Origin of the sequence: Nakamurella multipartita DSM 44233, assembly GCF_000024365.1 — a bacterium.
GTDB classification, from domain to species: Bacteria; Actinomycetota; Actinomycetes; order Mycobacteriales; family Nakamurellaceae; genus Nakamurella; species Nakamurella multipartita.
The window spans coordinates 1,956,212-1,976,094 of record NC_013235.1 but is presented as its reverse complement, the minus strand read 5'-3'; the positions used below and the strand labels follow the sequence as shown (position 1 = coordinate 1,976,094).

The window sequence follows — 19,883 nt, the reverse complement described above, 5'->3', positions numbered from 1 at the left end:
GAGACGGCCGCACGCTGGAACCAGGACCTGTCGCTGTCGGCTGAGGAGAAAGGCGTGACGATGACCATCGCCAATGAATTCATCGTGGTCGGTGTGGACGAATCGGATGTCGCGCTCGACGCCGCCCGCTGGGCGGCCGATGAGGCGTCCCGGCGGCACTGCGAGCTGCGCCTGGTGCACGCCTTCACCCTGCCCGCGATCGCCGGGTATCCCGAATTCACCACCTATTCCGACGATCTGCAGTCCGGGCTGCGTCACGACTGCGAAAAGATGCTGCGTCGCGTCGCGGCCGACCTGCAGGGCGAGCACCCGGATCTGGGCATCGTCACCAAGGTCATCTACGAACGGGCTTCGGTCGCCCTGCCCGCCGAGTCGGCCCGCGCGTTGCTGACGGTCGTCGGTTCGGGCGATGAGAACCGCGTCTACGGCGTCCTCCTGGGCTCGGTGGCGTTGGCCGTGGCGTCGACCAACCCGGCGCCGGTGGCGGTCATCCACCGGGGCCATCACGGACGGACGAGCGGACCGGTGGTGGTCGGCGTCGACGGGGCCGGTACCAGTGAGGGCGCGATCGCCTTCGCCTTCCAGGCCGCGTCCTTCCGGGGCGCGGAACTGGTGGCCGTGCACACCTGGCATGACGTGGTGGTGCCCGGTACCCACCGGTTCCAGAATCCATTGGTGGACCCGGCCCGGATCGAGCAGGAGGAGCGTGAGGTCCTGTCCGAACGCCTGGCCGGCTGGGCCGACAAGTACCCCGACGTTCCGGTTCGCCAGGTCCTGACCAGCGGCCGGGCCGTTCCGCGACTGTTGCAGGAGGCCGAGCAGGCTCAGCTGCTGGTGGTCGGCAGCCATGGTCGTGGCGGCTTCACCGGGATGCTGCTCGGTTCGACCAGCCATTCGCTGATCCTGCACAGCCAGGCCCCGGTCGTGGTGGTCCGGTCCGCGCCCGCCGAGTGAACCGGCGAAGGCCGGGGCCGGTGACGGCCCCGGCCCTTCTCCTGCTCGGATAGACTGCTGCTCGAATTGACTGTGATGCTCGGCCGCTCGGGTCAGAACGGATCCGGCGTCTGATGCCGCGCACGCACGGCGGCCACTCCGGGGACCTCGGCCGCGAGTCGGGCGGCCCGTTCACGGTCCTCGACATCGCTGCCGTAGTCCTCGATATCGGCCACGCCGTCCTCGACGGTGACCCGCCACCGGTTCGGCGTGTCCACCTGGGCCAGCTGCCGGCTGATCTCGTCGGCCAGATCCTGGTCGATGTGGGCCAGCCCCGCGCGCAGCAGGTCGCGGCGGGTGACGATCCCGATCACGCGCCCACCGTCGACCACCGGCAGGCTCCGGATCCGGTCCCGAACCATCATCGCCGCGGTGTCGGCCACGTCGGCGGTCTTGGTCAACGACCGCACGGGCGCGCTCATCACGTCCCGGACCAGTAGTTCCGAGGATGCCGCCTCGTGCCGGCCCGGGCGGGGGTGCAGCGACCCACCCGGGTCGTCGATCAGATCGGCCTCGGTGACGATCCCGACCAGACCGTCCCCCTCGACCACCGGCAGGGCCGTGAAACCGTGGGCACACAGCAGCCTGGCCGCGTCCGCGGCCGTCGTCGCCGGGGTCACGGTGACCACCGGGCGGGACATCACATCTCGTGCTTGCATCATGGACTCCTCCGCCCGGGTCTGCCCCATCCAGCCTGGTGGCCCGGCCGAGGTCCGGTCAACGGTCAAAGGTCCCGTGTCCGGCCCCGCGCTACCGGCGCCCCACCCAGGGACCTTCGTCCCTGCCTCCGGGCGGCGCCGATGGTTACCGTCGGGGCAGGAACACCGGTCCGGGTCGGGCCCGGGTGACGAGGGAAAAGGGGTGCACCGGCATGGCTTCCACCACTCCACGGCGCATCGTGGTCGGTCTTGACGGGTCGCCGAGCAGTCTGGCCGCTCTGCGCTGGGCCCTGCGGGAGGCGGTCAGCGTGCATGCGCCCGTCGAGGTCGTGCACTGCCGCGAATCGCACCTGGCCGAACTGCTTTTCGGGCCGTCGCCGGAGCTGCACCGCGGATCGGTGTGCATGGTGCACAACGAGGTCTCGGCCGCCCTGGCCGAGCTGCCGGTCAAGCCCACCGTGCGCCAGACCAGCACCCATGGCCGGCCGGCCCGGGAGCTGTGCCGGATTGCCGCCGACGCCCAGATGTTGGTTCTGGGCGCCCACGAACACACCACGGCCACTGACCTGCTTCTCGGGGAGGTTGCCCCGAGCTGCCTGCGGCATGCCCGGTGCCGGGTCGTCGTCGACGGGCACGAGAGCGTGATCCGGCGGACTGCGCCGGATCGGCCGCAGTCCACGCTCGCGGCCTGACTCCTCGTAGCGGCAACGGCGGGACGGGAGGATCTGCGTGACCACCACGATCGACCGGGTGGTGCCACCCCAGCGGCTGATCACTGCGGTGAATCCGCTGGTTCGGTGGGCGCTGCGGTCACCCTTGCACCGGTGGCTGGACGGCTCCGTGCTCATCCTGCACGTGCTGGGTCGGCGCACCGGTCACCGGTACGACATTCCTGTCGGCTTCACCGAGCTGGGCGACCGGCTGGTGGTGATCACCCAGCACCGCTGGCGGCGCAACCTGCGCGGCGGTCGCGACGTGCAGGTCACCCGTTTCGGCCACCGGCGGTGGATGCGAGCCACTCTGGACGATGATCCCGCCACCGTGGCCGACACGATCGCCGAGTTCCTCGGGCGCTTCGGTGCGGCGGGGACCAAACGGCGCCTCGGCATCGTGATCGCCGGCGACACCGCGCCCACCCACGACGAGCTGTCCGCGGCCGCCCGCTCGTTCGATCTGGGCATCATCACGCTGACCGCGCGGTGAGCGGCTTCGGCGTCCGCCCGTCATGGCTCGGGCCCGGCCGTCACCGGCCGGGCCCGAGGGGCCGATCCCGGAGGATCAGGACTTGCTGACGGCGATCTTGGTGGGCTCGCGGGTTGCCGCCGGCGCGGCGACGGGAATCCGGATCTCCAGGATGCCGTCCTGGTAGGTGGCCGTGATGTCGGACTCGGTGGCGCCGCCCGGCAACGGCAAGGTTCGAGTCAGACTTCCACAGCGCAGTTCGTGGCGGGTGAATCCCTGGCCCGTGGTCTCGTGCTCGACCGTGCGTTCGGCGTTGATGTGCAGGAGCCCGTTCGCCACCGTGATCTCGAGGTCCTTGTCCGGATCGATGCCGGGAAGTTCGGCCCGGATCACCTGGGTCTTGTCGTCCTGGAACTCGTCCACCCGGATCACGTCGTCCAGCTGGAAGGGCCAGTGCAGCCCGAAGTTCCGGGCCGCCGGGAATGCCTTGATCCATTCGTCGAACATCCGGTCCAGCCAGTTGAACTGGGTGGGGACCGCGTCGACCTGACGGGTGTCCACTGTCGTCATGGCGACCTCCTTGTCCGCGTGCCGACCGTCGATCCGACCGTATTCCGCCGAAGACCCGGGTGGTAGAGCACTTGGTCCTGGTCCATCGAAACCCTCTGTCCGTCAATCGCTTCCGTGAGTAGCCGAGGGCTTCCCTACCCGTTTCACCGCCCACCAGGAGTCATCCGCCGGAGGCGAATCGGGGACCACGTCGTCCCGCCGGCGGCCGGGCCGCACGTGGGCGCGGATCGAGTCCCGGTGGCTGATCAGGGCCAGCGGCCACCACAACGCCCGGACGTACTCCCGAGCCGGGCCGGACCCGTCCCATTCGTAGAGCCCGCGGTACCTGTCCTGCTCGTCGGCAGCCACCCACAGTTTGGTGACGAAACCGGGAAACCCGGCGAACAGAACCGTGTTCAGCCGGCTGACGAGGCGGAAGTAGGCCTGTCCGCCGCGGCCGTTCAACCACCGCATCCGGAACGTCACCACGAGCACCGTCGGATCCAGCGACGGCGGTCGATCCACCGCCGTCTCACGGTAGACCCGGCCACAGGTCCCGTCGGCGAAGGTCAGCCGATCCCCGACCCGGGCCGGTGGCTGGTGCAGCCGTCCCCGCACCAGCAGCCCCATCGTCACCACCACGCACCGCACCAGGCGCCGGAGGGCCGCCGGCAGAGCGAGCGGGTGCACGTCGTCCTGGCCGTCGAATTCGTTCGCCATCGCGCCCCCTGTCGCCGCCGGACCACCTGTTCCAGCCAAGCGGATCGTCGAGGCTCCGGGCAGGGTCGATGGGCCCGACCTGCCCACCGGCGACCGGGGCCGCCCTGTGCCCGCCAGGCTGGAACGGGTTGCCGCAATGCTGGTTCGACGAGATCGCTACGCAGCGGCCGGGATCCGGTCATCTGAACCTGAACCCGACCAACTTGGGCCCTCCGTCCATCGAGGAACGCGTCGAACGCTCCCTGTTCTGAGCGCCACGGCGCCACCAAACTCGCTGTTGATCATGGGTAGAAGGCCGGTATCCCGGCGCCACAACAGCACTCCTCCCATGATCAACAGCGAGTTGGGCTTGCGTCGCTGGGCGCACACCGCCGCGGACGGAACTCGGATCCGCGCCGCGGCCCACCAATCCGGGACCGCCGCCGCTGCGAATGCCCACCCGTATCAAGCACGGATGCAGTTCGACGGGGCCACGCGGGCTTCGCCGCCGGTCGTCAAAGGAGTGGCTATGACATCGATGTATCGCCGAGCAGCAACGGGTGCGGCTGTCGGAATGGCGGCGATGGTGCTGTTCGCCATCCCGGCCGCCGCGGCCACCGGGTCGGTGCAGGCCGACCTGCAACCGGTCGCCGGCAACGGGGTGAACGGCGACGGCACCGCCATGGTCACCGTCGACGGCACGATGCTGACGGTCGACATGGGCGCCACCGGCCTGCTGGCCGACCAGCCGCATGCCGCCCATATCCATTTCGGCGCCGATGCCCGGCATGAATGCCCCACGCTCGGCGACGACGCCAACGCCGACGGGCACCTCAACACCAGCGAAGGTGGCCCCGCCTACGGCGAGATCGTGGTCTCGTTGACCAAGACCGGGGACACCTCACCGAATTCCGCTCTCGCGGTCGATCGGTTCGACACCGCACCGGGTGGAACCCTGCAGTACGAGCGGGGTTCCATCGAGGTCACCAGCACCGTCGCCGATGAGGTGCTCAGCGGTGAAGCGGTCGTGGTGATCCACGGCGTCGACTACAACGGCGACGGCAAGTACAGCGGCGACACCACGTCCGACCTCGACCCGTCCCTGCCGACCGAGGCCACCGACCCCGCCCTGTGCGGTGTGCTGGCCGCGTCGCAGATGAGCGGGATTCCCGCCGGTGGCGTGGAGACCGGTGGCGGGTCCACCGCCGGGGTCGAGCATGCCGGGCTGCTGGCCGTCGGCGGGCTCGCCCTGATCGGTGGAGCCGGACTGCTCACCTACCGGCGCCGCGCGCACGGCAGCGACAGCTGATGGCCGGCGACGCCGGGCGGTCGGGTCAGGGCCCCATCGCCCGGCGCCGCCCAGCACCCCGCAGCATCCTCATCGCCGTCGTCGGGATCGTTCTGTTGCTCGGCGGCGGCGCCGCGCTCACCGTCGGCCTGCTGAGCCAACAGAGCGCCCCGAACCCCGCGGCGTCCGCGCCGGCACCCAGCCCGACGCGGTCACCGGCGCCGACCACCAGCTCCCCTTCCGCCGTCCCGAGCACCGTGGTCGGATCGCCGGGATCGGGCTCGGCAAACACCGCGCCGCCGACGACCGTGTCGGGCATCCCCACGGCCACCGCCCAACCCTCGCAGCCCCCGGAACAGTCGGCCGCCGCACCGGCCCCCTCGGCGCCGGCCGCGGCCCGCCCGATCCATCTGCGAATCCCGGCGATCGAGGTCGACACCGAACTCATCGAGCTGGGGCTGGCCCCGGACGGGTCGCTGGCCGTGCCCGCACCCGGCCCGGACTACGACAAGGCCGCCTGGTTCAACGGATCTCCGGCCCCCGGCGACGTCGGCCCGGCCGTCCTGGAAGGGCACATCGACAGCGCGGCCAACGGGCCGTCGGTGTTCTTCGAGTTAGCCGCGCTCACCGCCGGCGACCAGGTGTTCGTCGATCGAGCCGACGGCAGCACCGTGTCCTTCACGGTCGACACCGTCGCTTCCTACCCCAAGAGCGACTTCCCCACGTTGCAGGTGTACCGCAACACCAGCGGCCCGGAGCTCCGGCTTATCACCTGCGGCGGCGACTTCGACTCCGGTGCCGGCAGCTACCTCAACAACACCGTCGTCTACGCCCACCAGAACGAAGGCTGACCAGCGTCCCCGCGAGCATCACCAGCGAGATCGAAGACCACAGGGCGGTCGAACGCGGACCGTCCTGCCGCTGACGACCTGCGCGGGCGTGCCCTCAGCCGCGCAGTGGGTGAAACGGGTTCAGGGTCCGCTCGCCAGTGCGGGTCTGTGCGTCGGCGACCCCCGCTTGGTAATTAAGCGCCCACGCCTCGCGTTGGCTCTCGGTCACCCGCTCCTCCAGCTCCGGCAGGTCGACGTGCGCAACAGACCCTGCCTGCCGATCGCCGCGATCTGTGTGACCGACCGCCGAGTCCGTCTGTTGACCGCTGTCGTTCCGCGACTCTCCGCCGCTGGCCCGATTCAGCCGTTCACGCTCGACCGCGATCTCCCGTTCCAGTTGGTCCAACCTGGACAGCTGCTCCTGCCGGGTGCCGGAGCGAGAAGGGAGATTGCCTCAAGACGAACCGCTTGGATTCTTCAGTCCATCTGGGAAGGAATGCACAATGATCAAGAAGATGCTGGCCGTGTTGATCGGACTGTCCGTCGCGGCACTGCTGTCGATCGGTCTCGCTGGCCCGGCCACCGCCGACCAAACCACCCAGCCGGCAACCATCGACCCCACCACGACGCCGCTCACCGGCACCTTGTCCGACGGCTCCGGCGCTGTCCAGGGCACGTTTGCCGTACAAAGGTTCATCACCGCACCGGACGGGACCGCACAGGCTGTCGGTTCCTTCACCGGCACCATCACCGATGGCAGCGGCGCCGTCACCCAGGGCACGCAGGACCTGGCGATCCCGGTCGACCTGGCCCAGAGCAGCGGCTCCTGCCAGATTCTCGACCTCGTTCTTGGCCCGCTCAATCTTGACCTGCTCGGCCTGCAGGTGCATCTGGACACGGTGCACCTGAACCTCACCGCCCAGGCCGGAGCCGGCAACCTGGTTGGCAACCTGCTCTGCGCGATCGCCGGACTGCTGGACGGCCCCCTGCCGCTCAGCACGGTCCTGAGCCAGATCGTCGCCCTCCTGAATCAGCTGCTGGGCGCCCTGGCCTGAGCCGGACGACAGCATCCCGGTCACGCCCCCTACCCGGGGGCGTGACCCGTGCCGGCTTCCGCGCCGGGCGAGTACCGCCTTGGTCGTAGCATCGGCAACGGCTCGCACCGGGCGCCGGAGGACCGTGTCGGCCCGCGTCCTTCCTGCCGCGTCCTGGGGCGGCTCGGCCTGGCACGCCCGCTCATCAAGAACGATCGGTTCCGGCATGGCCGGTATTACTCCCTTGCCGCCGGCACGTCAGTCAGAGCGACGTGCAGACCTTGCGATCGGATCACGGTGGACGGACGGCCTCGCACGGCCAACCCCGGGGGGAATCTGCCAGTGCCGAGACCTATCACCGGGCCCCGGAAGCCTGGCGCCTGCCCCGGCTCAGAAGTCGGAAGCCAGACGGGTCGATCACGCCGGAACGGCCAGCGGCTGAGCGGTCCCTCACCGGCCGAAGCGCTGCCGCGCAGCCGGTGTCGTGGGCGTGAAGAAATTGACCAGGTTGCCATCGGGGTCGCGGAACAGCACCGACCGGTTCCCCCAGGGCAGGTCGGTCGGCTCGCTGACGAAGTCGCTGACGACCTCCCGCAGCGCCGGGAGCAGCGCGTCGACATCGTCGACCAGGAAATCGAGGCACACGCTCCGGTTCGCGCCGGCGTGGGCGCACCCCGGACCGAGCAGCGGCACCGTGTCGGTGCTGGCGATGGCCAGCGTCCCACGGGGCGTGGTGATCTCACCGAACAGCGGATGAAGCCGGTTCGCGGTCAGGCCGGTGATCCGCTCGTAGAACGTGATCAGAGCGTCCACGTCGTCGGTGAAGATGCGGGTCGCGGCGAGTGCGGTCATGGGTTCTGGCTCCTTCATGGTGCGGGTTCATGGTGCGGGTCGCCCCTGGTCGGGGACGCCGCCGACGGTAGGGAGGAACCCGGGCAGAACATGTCCGGGTTCGACGGCAGAATCGCCCTCATGACACCCGTCGCCCGCACCCTCGAGGTGCTCGAACTTCTGCAATCCGCGGGGGTCCGCACGGCCACGGAACTCGCCGAACGCTTCGACGTCGACGAGCGGACCATCCGCCGCACGGTCGACCGGCTGCGCGATCTGGGCATCCCGATCGAGGCACGGCCGGGCCGCTATGGCGGTTATCGCATCGCGGCGGGCTGGCGGATGCCACCGCTGATGCTCGACGAGAACGAGACCGTCGCCGTGCTCGCCGGCCTGCTGGCCGTACCGGGTTCCGGCACCGTCCCGACCGGCCACACGGCCACGGCGACGGCCACCGCGATCGCCAAAATCCGCCGGAGCCTGCCGGCGCGTCTGGCCGCGCGCGCCGATGCCCTCCTCGCCGCGGCGGTCGTCGGCAGCCCCGATGCGGCGCCCGCCACCGATCCCGAGATCCTGCTGACCGCCGCCGATGCGGTCCGGATGCGGCGCCCGCTGACCCTGGACTACCGATCCGGCGAGGACGTCCTCACCCGGCGCACGCTGCAACCCCATGATCTCGTGGCGCACCGGGGACGTTGGTACCTGGTCGGTCTGGACTCATCGTCCCGGCAGCGCCGCACCTTTCGACTCGACCGGGTGCGGGCGCTGCGCCCGCTGAGCGGCACCTTCCCGGCGCCAGCCGAGCATCGACCGCTCGAGGATCTGCTAGCGGGTTTTGCCCGCGCCGACTATCGGTACCGCATCGACCTTCGCGTGCGCGCCGGCTACCAGCACATCCGGGATCGCCTGCCCGCCGGCCTCGCGATCATCGAGCCGCTCGGTGACGGCGCGGACAGTGAGATCCGTTGGTGGCGGGTGACGATCCACGCCCAACGACTCGACTGGCTGCCCCCGAAGTTGCTGGCTCTCGAGTGTCCGGTCGTCATCGATGAACCGGCCGAATTGCGCGACGTCGTCCGGGCCGCCGCCTCGAGCCTCGCGGCCATGGCCGGCTGCGACCAGGAGCGGCCCACCCCGTCGTGATGCCCAGCGCGCCCGGCAGGATTCGAACCTGCGACCGGGAGATTAGAAGTCTCCTGCTCTATCCAGCTGAGCTACGAGCGCATGAACGATGAGCCTAACGGCTGCGAAGGGTGCGGGGGTCCACTGCGCCGGTCACGGCTGGGCCACGGCCTCGATGGCGTCGGCCCTGCCCGCGAGTGACGCCCGCCCACCGACATCCCCCATCCGATCCGACCGGCGGTGGGGCTGCTCACCTCTGGTTGTCTGATTTGGCCGTTTTTGTATCTTTCGGGGACATCCGACCGTCCGCTGGGTGACAGTCATCGTCGACTGGATGGAACCGTGATGCTGCAACGCAACCCTGCGCCGGTCGATCGGGGTGCCCCGGCCACCGCGCGCCGGAGGCACCCCGGTCGTCGGCCCGGCCGCGGACTGGCTCACCCCGGCGTGGCCCTGAGCCTGCTGGTGGCGGCGGTCGTCGCGAGCGGGTCCGCGATCGGCGCGCTGCTCGCCGGCGGCTCGCTGGGCCGTGACATCGACACGTTGGCCGGACATCCCCGGACCGCGGTCGCCGCCGACTGGATCGTCATCGTGGGGTTCGGTCTCACGCTGGTCCTGGGCACGGTGCTGGCCACACAGGTCGTCTTCGACCCGCACTGCCGCGCGATCGCCGGCTTCGCCCGGCTGGCGGCCGTCCTCGCGGTCGTCGGCGAGTGCGCCGGCATCCTCGCCTCGGGGCTCGACCAGCCGGTCGCCGCCGCGGTGGCCAGCGTCCTCACCGTCGGCGCGGCCCTACCGGCCAGTCTGGTGGCGATCACCGGACTCGGGTTGACGGCGGTGCGGCTGGGCGCGCACGTCAGGACGGACGGCCCGGGGCTGGCCGCGGAACCGGGACCGACCGTCCCGACGGGCCCGGCCGAGGCCGGTCCCCGGACCCGGTGGCGCCGCGGGTACGACACCGGCCGGGGCCCGGACCTGCAGGCCCTGGACGCCGCCGTCGGCGACCGGATCGGCGTCGGCCTGTCCGGGGGCGGGATCCGCGCCGCCAGCGTCATGCTCGGCGCCTTCCAGGACCCGGACATGCGCGAGAAGGTGCTCAACCGCGCGCGGTACCTGGTGGCCGTCTCCGGCGGCGGATTCGTCGCGGGGGCCTTTCAGCAGGCGCTGACCGCGGCCGGGCCGGCCCCCACCGGCGACGAGACGGTCCTGCGAGATCCTCGTCTGGCCTTCGTCGAGGGTAGCCCCGAGGAGGACCATATCCGCAGGCACGCAAGCTATCTCGCGGCCAACCCGGTCGAGGTGCTGGTCGCCCTCGGGCTGCTGATGCGGCACCTGCTGCTGAATCTGGTGCTGCTGTTCGGCCCGGCGATCGCGCTCGGTGTCCTGGCCGGCTGCTTCCTCAACCGGGTCCCCCTCACCTCACTGCGGGTCGCCGCGGACGGGACGACCACGCGCCTGGAGTTCGCCGCGGAGGCCCGCACCACCTGGATCGCGATCGCCGCCGTCGCGCTGCTCGTTGTGCTGAGCTGGCTGGGTGCGCAGTGGGCGGCCGCCCACTGCGATCCGTCCGGCCGACCCGGCCTTGCCCACCGGCTGCGTCACGCGCTGAACTGGGCGACTCCCGCCATCGGCCTGGTGTTCTGGTCCGTCGTTGCGCTCACTCTGGGCCTGCCCGCGGTGATCTGGGCGGCGGCCTGGATCCTGAGCCTGGGCGATCGGACGGCCGCCCTGGGCGGCTCGGTCGGAGCCGTGCTCATCACCTACGGCGCGAGCCTGGCCGCCCTGCTCTGGCGACATCGCAAGTACCTCACCGATGATTCGCCGCAGATCCCGCAGGCCGTGCCCCGCGGCGTCGGCCAGATCCTGCTGGTCATCCTGGCTTTGGGCGCATTGGCGGCATGCTGGCTGCTGTTGTTCGGCGGCGCGGCGACGACGGTCCTGGGCGCCGACCACACGGGCGACTGGGTCGGCGCCGTCCTGGTGTTGCTCGTCGTCGTGTTCCTGGGTGGTTTCGTCGACGAGACCACGTTGAGCCTGCACCCGTTCTACCGCCGGCGACTGGCCCGGACGTTCGCCGTCCGGTCGGTCCGGCGGCCCGGCGAGCCCGCTCTGGCGGTGCCGTTGGCACCGGCCGAGCGCACCACGCTGTCCCGCTACGGCGTCGTCGCGCCGGCCGTGGCCCGGCAGTTTCCCGAGGTCATCTTCGCCGCCTCGGCCACGGTCGGCGACGGTCGCACCCCGGCCGGCGCCAACCGGGTCTCCTACACCTTCAGCAGCGAGTTCGTCGGTGGGCCGGAAGTCGGTTATGTGCCGACCAGCAAGTTGGAGCGGCAGCTGTCCCCGCGGCTGCAACGCGACCTCACCGTGCAGGGTGCGGTCGCTCTGAGCGGCGCCGCCCTGGCCGCCTCGGTCGGCACCCAGAACGCCAAGTGGTATGAGGCACTGTTCGCCGTCAGTGGTCTGCGGCTGGGCGCGTGGATGCCCAACCCGGGCTTCCTCACCGGTCAGACCGGGCGCGGGGGCCGCGCCTGGTACGAACCGGGGCTGCCCCGGGTCCGGCGCATGAGCTACCTGCTGCGCGAACTGTTCGGCGCCCACCCCGCCGGGGCGCCGCTGGTCCAGGTCAGTGATGGCGGCTTCTACGACAACCTCGGCCTGATCGAACTGTTCCGCCGCCGGTGCACCACCATCTGCTGCATCGACGCCAGCGCCGACAGCCCACCCGTGGCCGCCACCGTCGCCCAGGTGGTCGGCCTGGCCTACCAGGAGCTGGGGGTGCGGGTCCACCTGGACGACGCGCCCTTCGCCACCACCCCCGGGTCCGGCAAGCCGCCCACCGACCGGCCGAGCCTGCCCGGCCTGGACCAACGGATGTCCGAAACCGGCGTGATGAGGGTGCGATTCACCTACCCGCCGGAGTCGGGGCTGCCCGCGGACCGGCGCACCGGCACCCTGGTGGTGGCCAAAGCGCTGCTCTGGCCCAGCCTTCCGTACCAGCTGCAGGCGTATGCGGTGGACAACCCGGTCTTTCCGCACGACAGCACCGCCGACCAGTGGTTCGACGACGGCCAGTACGGCGCCTACACCGCGCTCGGACGAGCCCTGGGCGCAGCGGCCGCCGCCGCTCTGACCGCCCGCGTCGACGATCCCGCGGTCACCCCACCCGCCGGCGCCGAAAAGATCCGGCTCAGTTGCGCTCGGCCTGCCCCCGCCGCCAGTACCCCATGAACGCGACCTGCCGCCGGTCGACGCCCCGGTCGGTGACGATCGCCCGGCGCAGCGCCTTGACCGCGGCGGCCTCCCCGGCCATCCACGCGTAGAACCCCTGGCCGGCCGGATCCGGGCTGTCCCACAACAGTTCCCGGTCGACGTCGACGTCCTCCAGGGGCTGCTCGCCGGCCACCCGGACCGCGTCCACCCAGCGGGCGTGACCGTCCAGCCAGTCGGTGACCGCCGGCCCGAGCAGCGCGCCGGTCGCCCGGGGTCCGCGGGCCAGCCACTGGATACGGGCAGTGGCCGGCACCTCCGCGGGCAGCCGATCGCGGCCGTCGGGCACCTCGACGAACGCTCGGGCGCTCACGTCCGGGCGGCCGGCCAGACTCTCCAGAATCCCCACGATCGCCGGTGCGGCCGTCTCGTCACCGGCCAGGAGCAGCCGGGTCGCCGCGCCGGGGCGCCAGTCGATGCCCTGGTGCCGGTCCGGGCTGCGGGCATCCGGGCCGACCAGCACCACCTGGTCGCCGGGCACCGCCGCCCGCAGCCAACGGATCGCCGGACCTGCCGTCCCCGGCGCCGACTCGTGATCGACCAGCACGACGTCGACCTCGGCGTCGCGAGGCCGGGCGCGGCGCACGGTGTAGGTGCGCAGCGCCGGGCGGCGCTCGTCGGGCAAGGCGCGCCATCGCCCGTACCACTGGGCGTCGGCGGAGGACCCCGCTCCGATGCCCAGGCCGTCCAACCCGCGCGCCCCCTCCGGCAGGATCAGCTTGATCCGCTGGTCCAGACCGTCGTCACCGAACTCACGCAACTCCGGCGCGGCGAAGGTCACCTGGCGAAAGGACGGGCTGAGCCGGCAGACCCGGCTGACCCGCACCAGGAACGGTCGGTAGGCCGGTCGACCCGGCTCGACCGCCACCGTGGCCTCGACATTATCTAAGGTTTGCATTACCTAAGTATGACGGGCCTGACCGGAATCGCCAGCCTGGCCCCGCGTGGCGAAGATCGCAGCGGTTCGCCCGGTCGGGGCCGCCGCGGCGGCCGCGGGCGGCGGCACCATGAAAGAGGTGATCGGGCCGATCCGCGCCCGGCCGTGAGGATGTGAGTTCGATGCCGCTGTCACCCGACGAGCAGGTCCGCCTGGACGAGATCGAGGCCCACGTCCGCGCCGCCGATCCGTCCTGGTCGGCCCGCCTCGACGGGCCCGCGGCCGAGCGGGCCCGGCGGCGCGGCATCGTCCGCTGCTTGCTGATGCTGCTGGCCGGCACCGCCGTCATGGTGATGGGCGCCGCCGCCGTCAGCGGAAGCGAATCGGTCGGGATGGCCGTGGCCGCCGCCGGTGTCGGGCTGATGGTGCGGGCCCTGCTGATGGCCCGTGAGCTGAACCCGCCGCAACCCGGCATCGGCTGACTAGGCGTCCGCTGATCAGGAGTCCGCTGATCAGGCGTCCGCTGATCAGGAGTCGGCCGCCGGCGGAGCATCGGGCGATGCCCCGGCCCGCGTGCGGGTCGCCGCGGTCAGCACGGCCACCAGCGCCACCAACACACCGGCGGTCAGGTAGAGCGGGGCCGGCACGAAGGTGTCGGCCAGCACCACCGCGGCGGCGATCGAGGTGGCCACCGGGATGATCCGCGGCCGCCCGGGCTGCGCCCGCAATGCCGTGATCACCAGCAGGAAGATCGTCACCGGCACGGTGGTCGCCGCCGCGGACACGACGTAGCTGATGCCGTGGGTCTCCTGCTCCTCGTAGGCCACCGCCACGACCAGCCCGGCCCCTACGGCTGCAGCCGCGGCGAACAGCAGGTAGTGGCCGTAGCCCCACAGGAACGCCGCCCGGGCCGCGTTGATCTCGGGGACCGATTCGTGGTCGAAGTAGACCCACCACAGGCAGAACATGGTGATCACGGCCGCCGCGGCCATGCCGATGATGGTCGCCGAATGACCCGACCGGTCCATCGCCGACTGGAAGGCCAGGGTGGCCGCGGTGACCGACTCGCCGAGCACGATCACCGTGAACAGCCCGTAGCGCTCGGCGATGTGGTGCGGGTGGTACGTGGTCGGGGTCGGCCGCTCGGCGACGATCGGCACCGACAGCTCGAGCAGCACGCCGACGGCGAACCCGGCCAGGACCCAGCTCGACGGCACCAGCAGCAAGGCCACCCAGAACACCTGCACCGCGGCCACTCCGACCGCGTACCGGGTGGCCGTCCGTCGCCGGGGCGGATCGGCGGCCGCCGCCCGCAACCATTGGCTGACCGTGGCCAGTCGCATGATCACGTACCCGATGACGATGACGGTGAAGTCGTTGTCGGCGAAGACCCGAGGCACGCCGGCCGCGATGACCAGCGAGCCGGCGATCTGCACGAGCACGAGCAGCCGGTACGGCACGTCGTCGGTGTCGTACGCCGAGGCGAACCAGGTGAAGTTCATCCACGCCCACCAGATGGCGAAGAACGTCATCAGGTAGGCCAGAATCGCCGATCCGACGTGGTTCTCGATGAACCCGTGGTCCAGCCCGGCCGCCGCCTGGGCGACGGCGACCACGAAACACAGGTCGAACAGCAGCTCCAGCGGGGTGGAGACCCGGTGGCTCTCCTCCGCCGGCCGTGCCCGCATCGGGACGTACCAGGCCCGCCGGATCACTGGATGGCTCATCTCGCCGCCTGCGCATGCTGCCCGTGCATGCGTAGACCCTAATCACCCGGTGGCGGGCGGTGGTCAGCTCCTCCGCGACCGGGTGCCCGACTCAGAACCCGCCGTCGAAGCCCCCGCCGTCAAAACCACCCGAGTCGTAGCCACCCGAGTCGTAGCCACCGGCGTCCCCGCCCATGTCGCCACCGTTGTCCCCGCCCATGTCCCCACCGTCTCCGGCGGCGTCGGCGTACCCGGCGTCGTACCCGGCGTCGAAGTTCGCCCCGGCCATGCCGGCGAACAGGGTCGAGGCCACGAGGTAGGTGCCCACCCCCCAGGCGCCGGCGACCAGGGCCGGCTTCCACCAGGGTTCGGAGTACCAGCCGCGGGGCACCGGCCGGCCGGCGACCATGCCACCCGGGTAGTAGTGCTGGGTGCCCCGACCCGGCGTCGGCGACGCCTCGTACTCATGGCCCTCGACGGTGACCGCGCGCGCCTCGGTGACCGCGCCGGCCCGCTCCTGGCCGGGGATCGCCGGCAGCTCGGGGCCGGGGTCCAGGCCCAGCGAGGTGCGCGCAGCCCGGACGTAGTAGAGGCCTTCGTAGGCGGTCTGCTGGGCGAGCCGGTACTGCTGCACCGACTTGGCCTGCTCGACCTGGGAGCCCGCGGCCGTGTAGCGCTCGGAGGCGTCGGCCAGGGCCTGCTTGGCGGCGGGATCGTCGCGGGGGTCCAGCGCGTAGACCTGCCCGCCGAGCCGCTCGACCCAGCGGCGGGCCTCGGCCTGGGCGTCCTCCAGCGACCGGGTGGCGGTCACTGTCCGCTGGCGCATGTACCACACACCGGCGACGACGATCGCCGCGATGATCACGATCCACAGGAGCGAGTCCACGTTTGTCAGTCCCTTTCGGCTGTCGATGGGCGGCCGGTGGTGGCCGCGGCCGCGCCTTCGGGTGAACGTCCCGGCGGGACGATTCGTTCCGTCAGCGGCGCCGTTTGCGGGTGCCGAAGACCGACCGGCCCAGTGCCCCGCCGAGCGAACTGCCCAGCGATTTCATGAAGGAGGTGACCGCCGGGTTGCTCAGCACCTCCCCCAGACCGCTGCCCGATCCGGGCGAGGGCTGCGACCGGGTGGTTGGCGGCGCCGGCTCGTCCAGGTAGGGGTTGTACGGCTCCGGGGTCAGGCTCGGCCAGCCGTCGGGCCCGAGCGAGGGCGCCGGCGGCGCGGCGGACCCCGAGGGTGCCGGCGCGCTCGGGGCCGGCGCGCTCGGGGTCGGGGCGGGCGGGGCGAGCCGCGCGGTGAGCATCTCGTAGGCCGACTCGCGGTCGACGTCCGATCCGTACCGGGCGAACAGTGGTGAGGCGGCCACCGCGGCGGCGACGGTCGCCGGCGGCGCCGGCGCCATCAATGTCCGCGGGGCGCGCACCCGGGTCCAGGCGACCGGGGTGGGCGAGCCTTTTTCGGACAGCACGGTGACGATCGCCTCGCCGGTGCCCAGCGAGGTCAACGCCGCCGACAGGTCGTAGTCCTGGGTGATCGGGTACGTCTTGACCGTGGCCTTGAGCGCCTTCTGGTCGTCCGGGGTGAATGCGCGCAGGGCGTGCTGGATCCGCGCGCCCAGTTGGGAGAGCACGGCGGCGGGCACGTCGGTGGGCAGCTGGGTGCAGAAGAACACCCCGACACCCTTGGACCGGATGAGTTTGACCGTCTGCTGCACGGCCTGCAGGAACGCCTTGGATGCGTCGGCGAACAGCAGATGCGCCTCGTCGAACAGGAACACCAGCTTGGGCTTGTCGACGTCGCCGACCTCGGGCAGCTGCTCGAACAACTCGGCCAGCAGCCACATCAGGAAGGTGGAGAACAGGGCCGGGTTGGTCTGCAGCCCGGAGGCCTCGAACAGGGTGACGATCCCGCGGCCGTCGGCGCCCACCCGCAGCAGGTCCTCGACCTGCAGCTCGGGTTCACCGAAGAAGCGGTCGCCGCCCTGGGCGTCGAGGTTGGTGACCGCCCGCAGGATGACTCCGGCGGTGGCCTTGGACACCCCACCCAGCCCGCGCAGGTCCTCCTTCCCCTCGTCGCTGGTCAGGTGCATGATCACCGCGCGCAGGTCCTTCAGGTCCAGCAGCGGCAGGTTGCGTTGGTCGGCCCAGTGCACGATCAACCCGAGGGTGGACTCCTGGGTCTCGTTCAGGCCCAGCACCTTGGACAGCAGGATGGGTCCGAACGAGTCGATCGTGGCCCGCACCGGGATGGCCGTGCCCTGACCGTTCAGGCTGAGGAACTCGACCGGAACGGTGGCCGGCGCCCAGTCGTCGCCGGTGTCCCGGGCCCGCTGCTGGATCTTGGCGTTGGGTTCGCCGGAAACGGCCAACCCGGTCAGGTCGCCTTTGATGTCAGGCATGAAGACCGGGACGCCGGCCGCGGACAGCTGCTCGGCGAGCACCTGCAGGGTCTTGGTCTTGCCGGTGCCGGTCGCGCCGGCGACCAGGCCGTGCCGGTTGAACATGGACAGCGGGATCCGGACCAGGGCGGTGGGTTCGGCCGTCTGGTCGATGACCACCGACCCGACCACGACGGCCGGCGCTGTCGTGTCATATCCGTGTGCGATGCGCTGGGCGGCCTGCTCCGCCGCCGCTGCTGGTGTCGTCACTGGCGCCCCCGATCCGGTGTCGACCCGGAGCCTAACGGTCCTGTCGGACCACGGGTCTACTGTCAGCAACCGTGAATGATCGACTGGTGTGGGTGGACTGCGAGATGACGGGCCTGGATCTGGGCACCGACAAACTCATCGAGATTGCCGCCCTGGTGACCGACAGCGACCTGAACATCCTGGGCGAGGGCGTCGACGTGGTCATCCACGCCGATGACGCGGCCCTGGCCGCCATGCCCCAGGTGGTCACCGAGATGCACGCCAAGTCGGGGCTCACCGACCGGGTGCGGGAGTCGACGGTGACCATGGCGCAGGCCGAGCAGCTCGTGCTGGACTACATCCGGGAGTTCGTCCCGGAGCCGAAGTCGGCGCCGTTGGCCGGCAACTCGATCGCCACCGACCGCGGCTTCATTGCCCGCGACATGCCGCTGCTGGACGACTACCTGCACTACCGGATGGTCGATGTGTCCAGCATCAAGGAGCTGTGCCGGCGCTGGTATCCGCGGATCTATTTCGGCCAGCCGGCCAAGGTCATGTCCCATCGGGCGTTGACCGACATCACCGAGTCGATCCGGGAACTGGCCTACTACCGGGGCACGGCGTTCGTCCCCGCGCCCGGCCCGACCGGCGAACAGGTGCTGACCGCGGCCACCGAGGTCTCGGCGCGGTACGCCGGGACTGTGGTCATGCCACCCCCGGAGAGCCTGTAGACTCCTCCGGGTCCGCGTGCCGCTGGTGCGGTGCGCAGGTCGTGGTGAGCGTAGCTCAGTTGGTAGAGCCCCGGCTTGTGGTGCCGGTGGTCGCGGGTTCAAGTCCCGTCGCTCACCCTGATGGGGCGAGGTTCGTACCTCGACCAGAGGATCTCCTCTGGTCCGGTACGGACCTCGCCCTTTTTCCTCCCGCCCGTCATGGTCGTCATCGCAGGTAGTCCATCCCCATCGCACTGCGCACCCGAGCCAGGGTGTCCCCGGCCACGGCGGTCGCCGCCGCGATGCCGTCGAGCAGCACCCCGTCCAACTGGACCGGATCGGCGAGCAGCTCGGCGCGGCGGCGCCGCAGCGGTGCCAGCTCCTCGTTGATGGTCTCGATGGCCTGCCGTTTGAGCTCGGCCGCTCCCCCGTCCCCGATCTCGTCGGCGACCGCTGCCGGGTCGCGACCGGTGATCTCGCCGATGATCGCCAGCAGGTTGGCAACCTGGGGTCGACTGGTCGGTTCGAAGGTGATCCGGCGGGTCGAGTCGGTCTGCGCGGCCCGGACGATCGCTGCGGTCCGGTCCGCGGTGTCACCCAGGGCGATCGTGTTGCCGCGGGTCTTGGACATCTTCGCGCCGTCGGTACCCAGCAGGTTCGGCGTGCCGCTCAGCAACGGCTCGGGCAGGGCGAACACCGGCCCGTAGCGCTCGTTGAACCGCCGGGCGATGACCCGGGTCAGCTCCAGGTGCGGGAGCTGGTCACGCCCCACCGGCACGACCGTGCCGCCCACCCCCAGGATGTCGGCCGCCTGATGCACCGGGTAGGTCAGCAGCAGCCCGCCCAACGGCCGCCGGGATGCCAGTGCCTCGGCCTTGACGGTGGGGTTGCGGCGCAGTTCGGCGTCGGTGACCAGCGACAGAAATGGCAGCATCAGCTGGTTCAGGGCCGCGACCGCGGAGTGCGGAAAGATCACGCTGCGGGCCGGATCGAGCCCGGCGGCCAGGTATTCGGCGACCAGGGTGCGCACCCGGTCGCGGACCGGCCCGAGATCCGAGCGGTCCGTGATGACCTGATAGTCGGCGATGACGACGACGACGGGCACGCCGAGGTTCTGCAGCTGGACCCGGTTGCGCAAAGTGCCCAGATAGTGGCCCAGATGCAGCGCACCGGTGGGTCGATCGCCCGAGAGCACGCGAAACGTGTGCGGGTGACGGCGGATTCGTTGCTCAAGCGGTTCGGGTGCGCGGTGGACGTCGGTGGGGGTGAGGACGGCAGTCATGCCGGGGCTCCTTCGGGGCAGGGCCACCGCGACGGTCGCCCGCATTCACCGAAAGAGGGGATGCGATGTGGAGCAGGTCCACGACGGCCGCGCTGCGGCGGCCGGAGGTCGGGGACATCACGGAACGCCGTCAGGCGTTCCGCCACCAGGACTGGTGCGAGGAGAACTCGGAGGTCATGCCCGCGACGGTAGCAGGTGCTGCCCCGGGTGCACCAGGGTCCGTCGCTGGA

20 protein-coding genes and 2 tRNA genes are annotated in these 19,883 nt (G+C 71.1%); 11 read left to right on the top strand and 11 right to left on the bottom strand.

The genetic code is table 11. The annotated features are described in order from the left end of the window. Positions 1–60 precede the first annotated feature (60 nt). Positions 61–954: a universal stress protein gene (locus NAMU_RS08995; RefSeq protein WP_041370161.1), complete on the top strand. Its 894-nt coding sequence runs from the start codon at positions 61–63 to the stop codon at positions 952–954. Positions 955–1,046: 92 nt separating this feature from the next. Here the strand turns inward: NAMU_RS08995 and NAMU_RS08990 are convergent, their stop codons facing one another. Then, positions 1,047–1,655, bottom strand: coding sequence for a CBS domain-containing protein (locus NAMU_RS08990; RefSeq protein ID WP_015747091.1), 609 nt, complete (start codon positions 1,653–1,655; stop codon positions 1,047–1,049). Between the two features lie 209 nt (positions 1,656–1,864). On the opposite strand from NAMU_RS08990, the gene NAMU_RS08985 reads away from it, so the two are divergent. Beyond that, positions 1,865–2,344 (top strand): universal stress protein, encoded by a 480-nt coding sequence (locus tag NAMU_RS08985; RefSeq protein WP_015747090.1) that lies wholly within the window; start codon positions 1,865–1,867, stop codon positions 2,342–2,344. A 37-nt stretch (positions 2,345–2,381) separates the two neighbouring features. Next, on the top strand, positions 2,382–2,855 hold the full coding sequence (locus NAMU_RS08980) for a PNPOx family protein (RefSeq protein WP_015747089.1): 474 nt from the start codon (positions 2,382–2,384) through the stop codon (positions 2,853–2,855). A 75-nt stretch (positions 2,856–2,930) separates the two neighbouring features. On the opposite strand, the gene NAMU_RS08975 is transcribed toward NAMU_RS08980, so the two are convergent. Both NAMU_RS08975 and NAMU_RS08970 read right to left on the bottom strand, forming a co-directional pair. Next, on the bottom strand, positions 2,931–3,404 hold the full coding sequence (locus NAMU_RS08975) for an Hsp20/alpha crystallin family protein (protein ID WP_015747088.1): 474 nt from the start codon (positions 3,402–3,404) through the stop codon (positions 2,931–2,933). Positions 3,405–3,506: 102 nt separating this feature from the next. Beyond that, positions 3,507–4,103, bottom strand: a complete 597-nt coding sequence (locus NAMU_RS08970) for a hypothetical protein (protein WP_015747087.1) — start codon at positions 4,101–4,103, stop codon at positions 3,507–3,509. Between the two features lie 508 nt (positions 4,104–4,611). Here NAMU_RS08970 and NAMU_RS08960 point away from each other — a divergent pair. Then, entirely contained in the window at positions 4,612–5,391 is a 780-nt protein-coding gene (locus NAMU_RS08960) for an LPXTG cell wall anchor domain-containing protein (protein WP_217180794.1), read from the top strand. Further along, positions 5,391–6,221: a class F sortase gene (locus NAMU_RS08955; protein ID WP_015747085.1), complete on the top strand. Its 831-nt coding sequence runs from the start codon at positions 5,391–5,393 to the stop codon at positions 6,219–6,221. Before NAMU_RS08960 ends, NAMU_RS08955 begins: the two co-directional genes overlap by 1 nt. Positions 6,222–6,315: 94 nt before the next feature. Here NAMU_RS08955 and NAMU_RS29155 read toward each other — a convergent pair whose 3' ends face one another. Continuing rightward, positions 6,316–6,606, bottom strand: coding sequence for a hypothetical protein (locus tag NAMU_RS29155; RefSeq protein ID WP_015747084.1), 291 nt, complete (start codon positions 6,604–6,606; stop codon positions 6,316–6,318). A 109-nt stretch (positions 6,607–6,715) separates the two neighbouring features. Here NAMU_RS29155 and NAMU_RS08950 point away from each other — a divergent pair, with 109 nt between their 5' ends. Then, the gene (locus tag NAMU_RS08950; RefSeq protein ID WP_138180041.1) at positions 6,716–7,255 is read left to right on the top strand and encodes a hypothetical protein; all 540 of its coding nucleotides are present in this window, start codon (positions 6,716–6,718) and stop codon (positions 7,253–7,255) included. 429 nt (positions 7,256–7,684) lie between these two features. Here NAMU_RS08950 and NAMU_RS08945 read toward each other — a convergent pair whose 3' ends face one another. Next, positions 7,685–8,086: a VOC family protein gene (locus tag NAMU_RS08945; protein WP_015747082.1), complete on the bottom strand. Its 402-nt coding sequence runs from the start codon at positions 8,084–8,086 to the stop codon at positions 7,685–7,687. Positions 8,087–8,176: 90 nt separating this feature from the next. Between NAMU_RS08945 and NAMU_RS08940 the strand changes: the two genes are divergently transcribed. Then, complete coding sequence (locus NAMU_RS08940; protein WP_086008569.1) at positions 8,177–9,208, top strand: helix-turn-helix transcriptional regulator; 1,032 nt, start codon at positions 8,177–8,179, stop codon at positions 9,206–9,208. 7 nt (positions 9,209–9,215) lie between these two features. On the opposite strand, the gene NAMU_RS08935 is transcribed toward NAMU_RS08940, so the two are convergent. Further along, positions 9,216–9,289, bottom strand: a tRNA-Arg gene (locus NAMU_RS08935). A gap of 345 nt (positions 9,290–9,634) precedes the next feature. Here NAMU_RS08935 and NAMU_RS08930 point away from each other — a divergent pair. Beyond that, positions 9,635–12,415: a hypothetical protein gene (locus NAMU_RS08930; protein WP_052307868.1), complete on the top strand. Its 2,781-nt coding sequence runs from the start codon at positions 9,635–9,637 to the stop codon at positions 12,413–12,415. Here NAMU_RS08930 and NAMU_RS08925 read toward each other — a convergent pair. Then, a complete protein-coding gene (locus NAMU_RS08925) occupies positions 12,375–13,352 on the bottom strand; it encodes a siderophore-interacting protein (protein ID WP_015747079.1) in 978 nt (325 codons plus the stop codon). The two genes, NAMU_RS08930 and NAMU_RS08925, sit on opposite strands and share 41 nt — an antisense overlap. 161 nt (positions 13,353–13,513) lie before the next feature. Here NAMU_RS08925 and NAMU_RS08920 point away from each other — a divergent pair, with 161 nt between their 5' ends. After that, positions 13,514–13,813, top strand: coding sequence for a DUF3040 domain-containing protein (locus NAMU_RS08920; RefSeq protein ID WP_015747078.1), 300 nt, complete (start codon positions 13,514–13,516; stop codon positions 13,811–13,813). 45 nt (positions 13,814–13,858) lie between these two features. Here NAMU_RS08920 and NAMU_RS08915 read toward each other — a convergent pair whose 3' ends face one another. The 3 genes from NAMU_RS08915 to NAMU_RS08905 all read right to left on the bottom strand — a co-directional run bounded on the left by NAMU_RS08915 (position 13,859) and on the right by NAMU_RS08905 (position 17,682). Continuing rightward, positions 13,859–15,058, bottom strand: a complete 1,200-nt coding sequence (locus NAMU_RS08915) for a low temperature requirement protein A (RefSeq protein WP_015747077.1) — start codon at positions 15,056–15,058, stop codon at positions 13,859–13,861. A gap of 91 nt (positions 15,059–15,149) precedes the next feature. After that, positions 15,150–15,923: a hypothetical protein gene (locus NAMU_RS08910; RefSeq protein ID WP_015747076.1), complete on the bottom strand. Its 774-nt coding sequence runs from the start codon at positions 15,921–15,923 to the stop codon at positions 15,150–15,152. A 91-nt stretch (positions 15,924–16,014) separates the two neighbouring features. After that, the gene (locus NAMU_RS08905) at positions 16,015–17,682 is read right to left on the bottom strand and encodes a helicase HerA-like domain-containing protein (RefSeq protein WP_015747075.1); all 1,668 of its coding nucleotides are present in this window, start codon (positions 17,680–17,682) and stop codon (positions 16,015–16,017) included. Positions 17,683–17,753: 71 nt separating this feature from the next. On the opposite strand from NAMU_RS08905, the gene orn reads away from it, so the two are divergent. Next, a complete protein-coding gene (gene orn, locus NAMU_RS08900; protein ID WP_015747074.1) occupies positions 17,754–18,392 on the top strand; it encodes an oligoribonuclease in 639 nt (212 codons plus the stop codon). Positions 18,393–18,436: 44 nt separating this feature from the next. Further along, positions 18,437–18,509, top strand: a tRNA-His gene (locus NAMU_RS08895). 88 nt (positions 18,510–18,597) lie between these two features. On the opposite strand, the gene trpS is transcribed toward NAMU_RS08895, so the two are convergent. Next, positions 18,598–19,653 carry a tryptophan--tRNA ligase gene (gene trpS / locus NAMU_RS08890; RefSeq protein WP_015747073.1) on the bottom strand — a complete coding sequence of 352 codons (1,056 nt, stop codon included), beginning with the start codon at positions 19,651–19,653 and terminating at the stop codon, positions 18,598–18,600. Between the last annotated feature and the right edge of the window lie 230 nt (positions 19,654–19,883).

Coding starts and splice junctions, on each gene's coding strand:
- NAMU_RS08940 (WP_086008569.1), top strand. CDS start 8,177: ATGTCCGGGTTCGACGGCAGAATCGCCCTCATGACACCCGTCGCCCGC.
- NAMU_RS08985 (WP_015747090.1), top strand. CDS start 1,865: ATGGCTTCCACCACTCCACGGCGCATCGTGGTCGGTCTTGACGGGTCG.
- NAMU_RS08975 (WP_015747088.1), bottom strand. CDS start 3,404: ATGACGACAGTGGACACCCGTCAGGTCGACGCGGTCCCCACCCAGTTC.
- NAMU_RS08925 (WP_015747079.1), bottom strand. CDS start 13,352: ATGCAAACCTTAGATAATGTCGAGGCCACGGTGGCGGTCGAGCCGGGT.
- trpS (WP_015747073.1), bottom strand. CDS start 19,653: ATGACTGCCGTCCTCACCCCCACCGACGTCCACCGCGCACCCGAACCG.
- NAMU_RS08915 (WP_015747077.1), bottom strand. CDS start 15,058: ATGAGCCATCCAGTGATCCGGCGGGCCTGGTACGTCCCGATGCGGGCA.
- NAMU_RS08950 (WP_138180041.1), top strand. CDS start 6,716: ATGCTGGCCGTGTTGATCGGACTGTCCGTCGCGGCACTGCTGTCGATC.
- NAMU_RS08995 (WP_041370161.1), top strand. CDS start 61: ATGACCATCGCCAATGAATTCATCGTGGTCGGTGTGGACGAATCGGAT.
- NAMU_RS08990 (WP_015747091.1), bottom strand. CDS start 1,655: ATGATGCAAGCACGAGATGTGATGTCCCGCCCGGTGGTCACCGTGACC.
- NAMU_RS08920 (WP_015747078.1), top strand. CDS start 13,514: ATGCCGCTGTCACCCGACGAGCAGGTCCGCCTGGACGAGATCGAGGCC.
- NAMU_RS08960 (WP_217180794.1), top strand. CDS start 4,612: ATGACATCGATGTATCGCCGAGCAGCAACGGGTGCGGCTGTCGGAATG.
- NAMU_RS08945 (WP_015747082.1), bottom strand. CDS start 8,086: ATGACCGCACTCGCCGCGACCCGCATCTTCACCGACGACGTGGACGCT.
- NAMU_RS08955 (WP_015747085.1), top strand. CDS start 5,391: ATGGCCGGCGACGCCGGGCGGTCGGGTCAGGGCCCCATCGCCCGGCGC.
- NAMU_RS08970 (WP_015747087.1), bottom strand. CDS start 4,103: ATGGCGAACGAATTCGACGGCCAGGACGACGTGCACCCGCTCGCTCTG.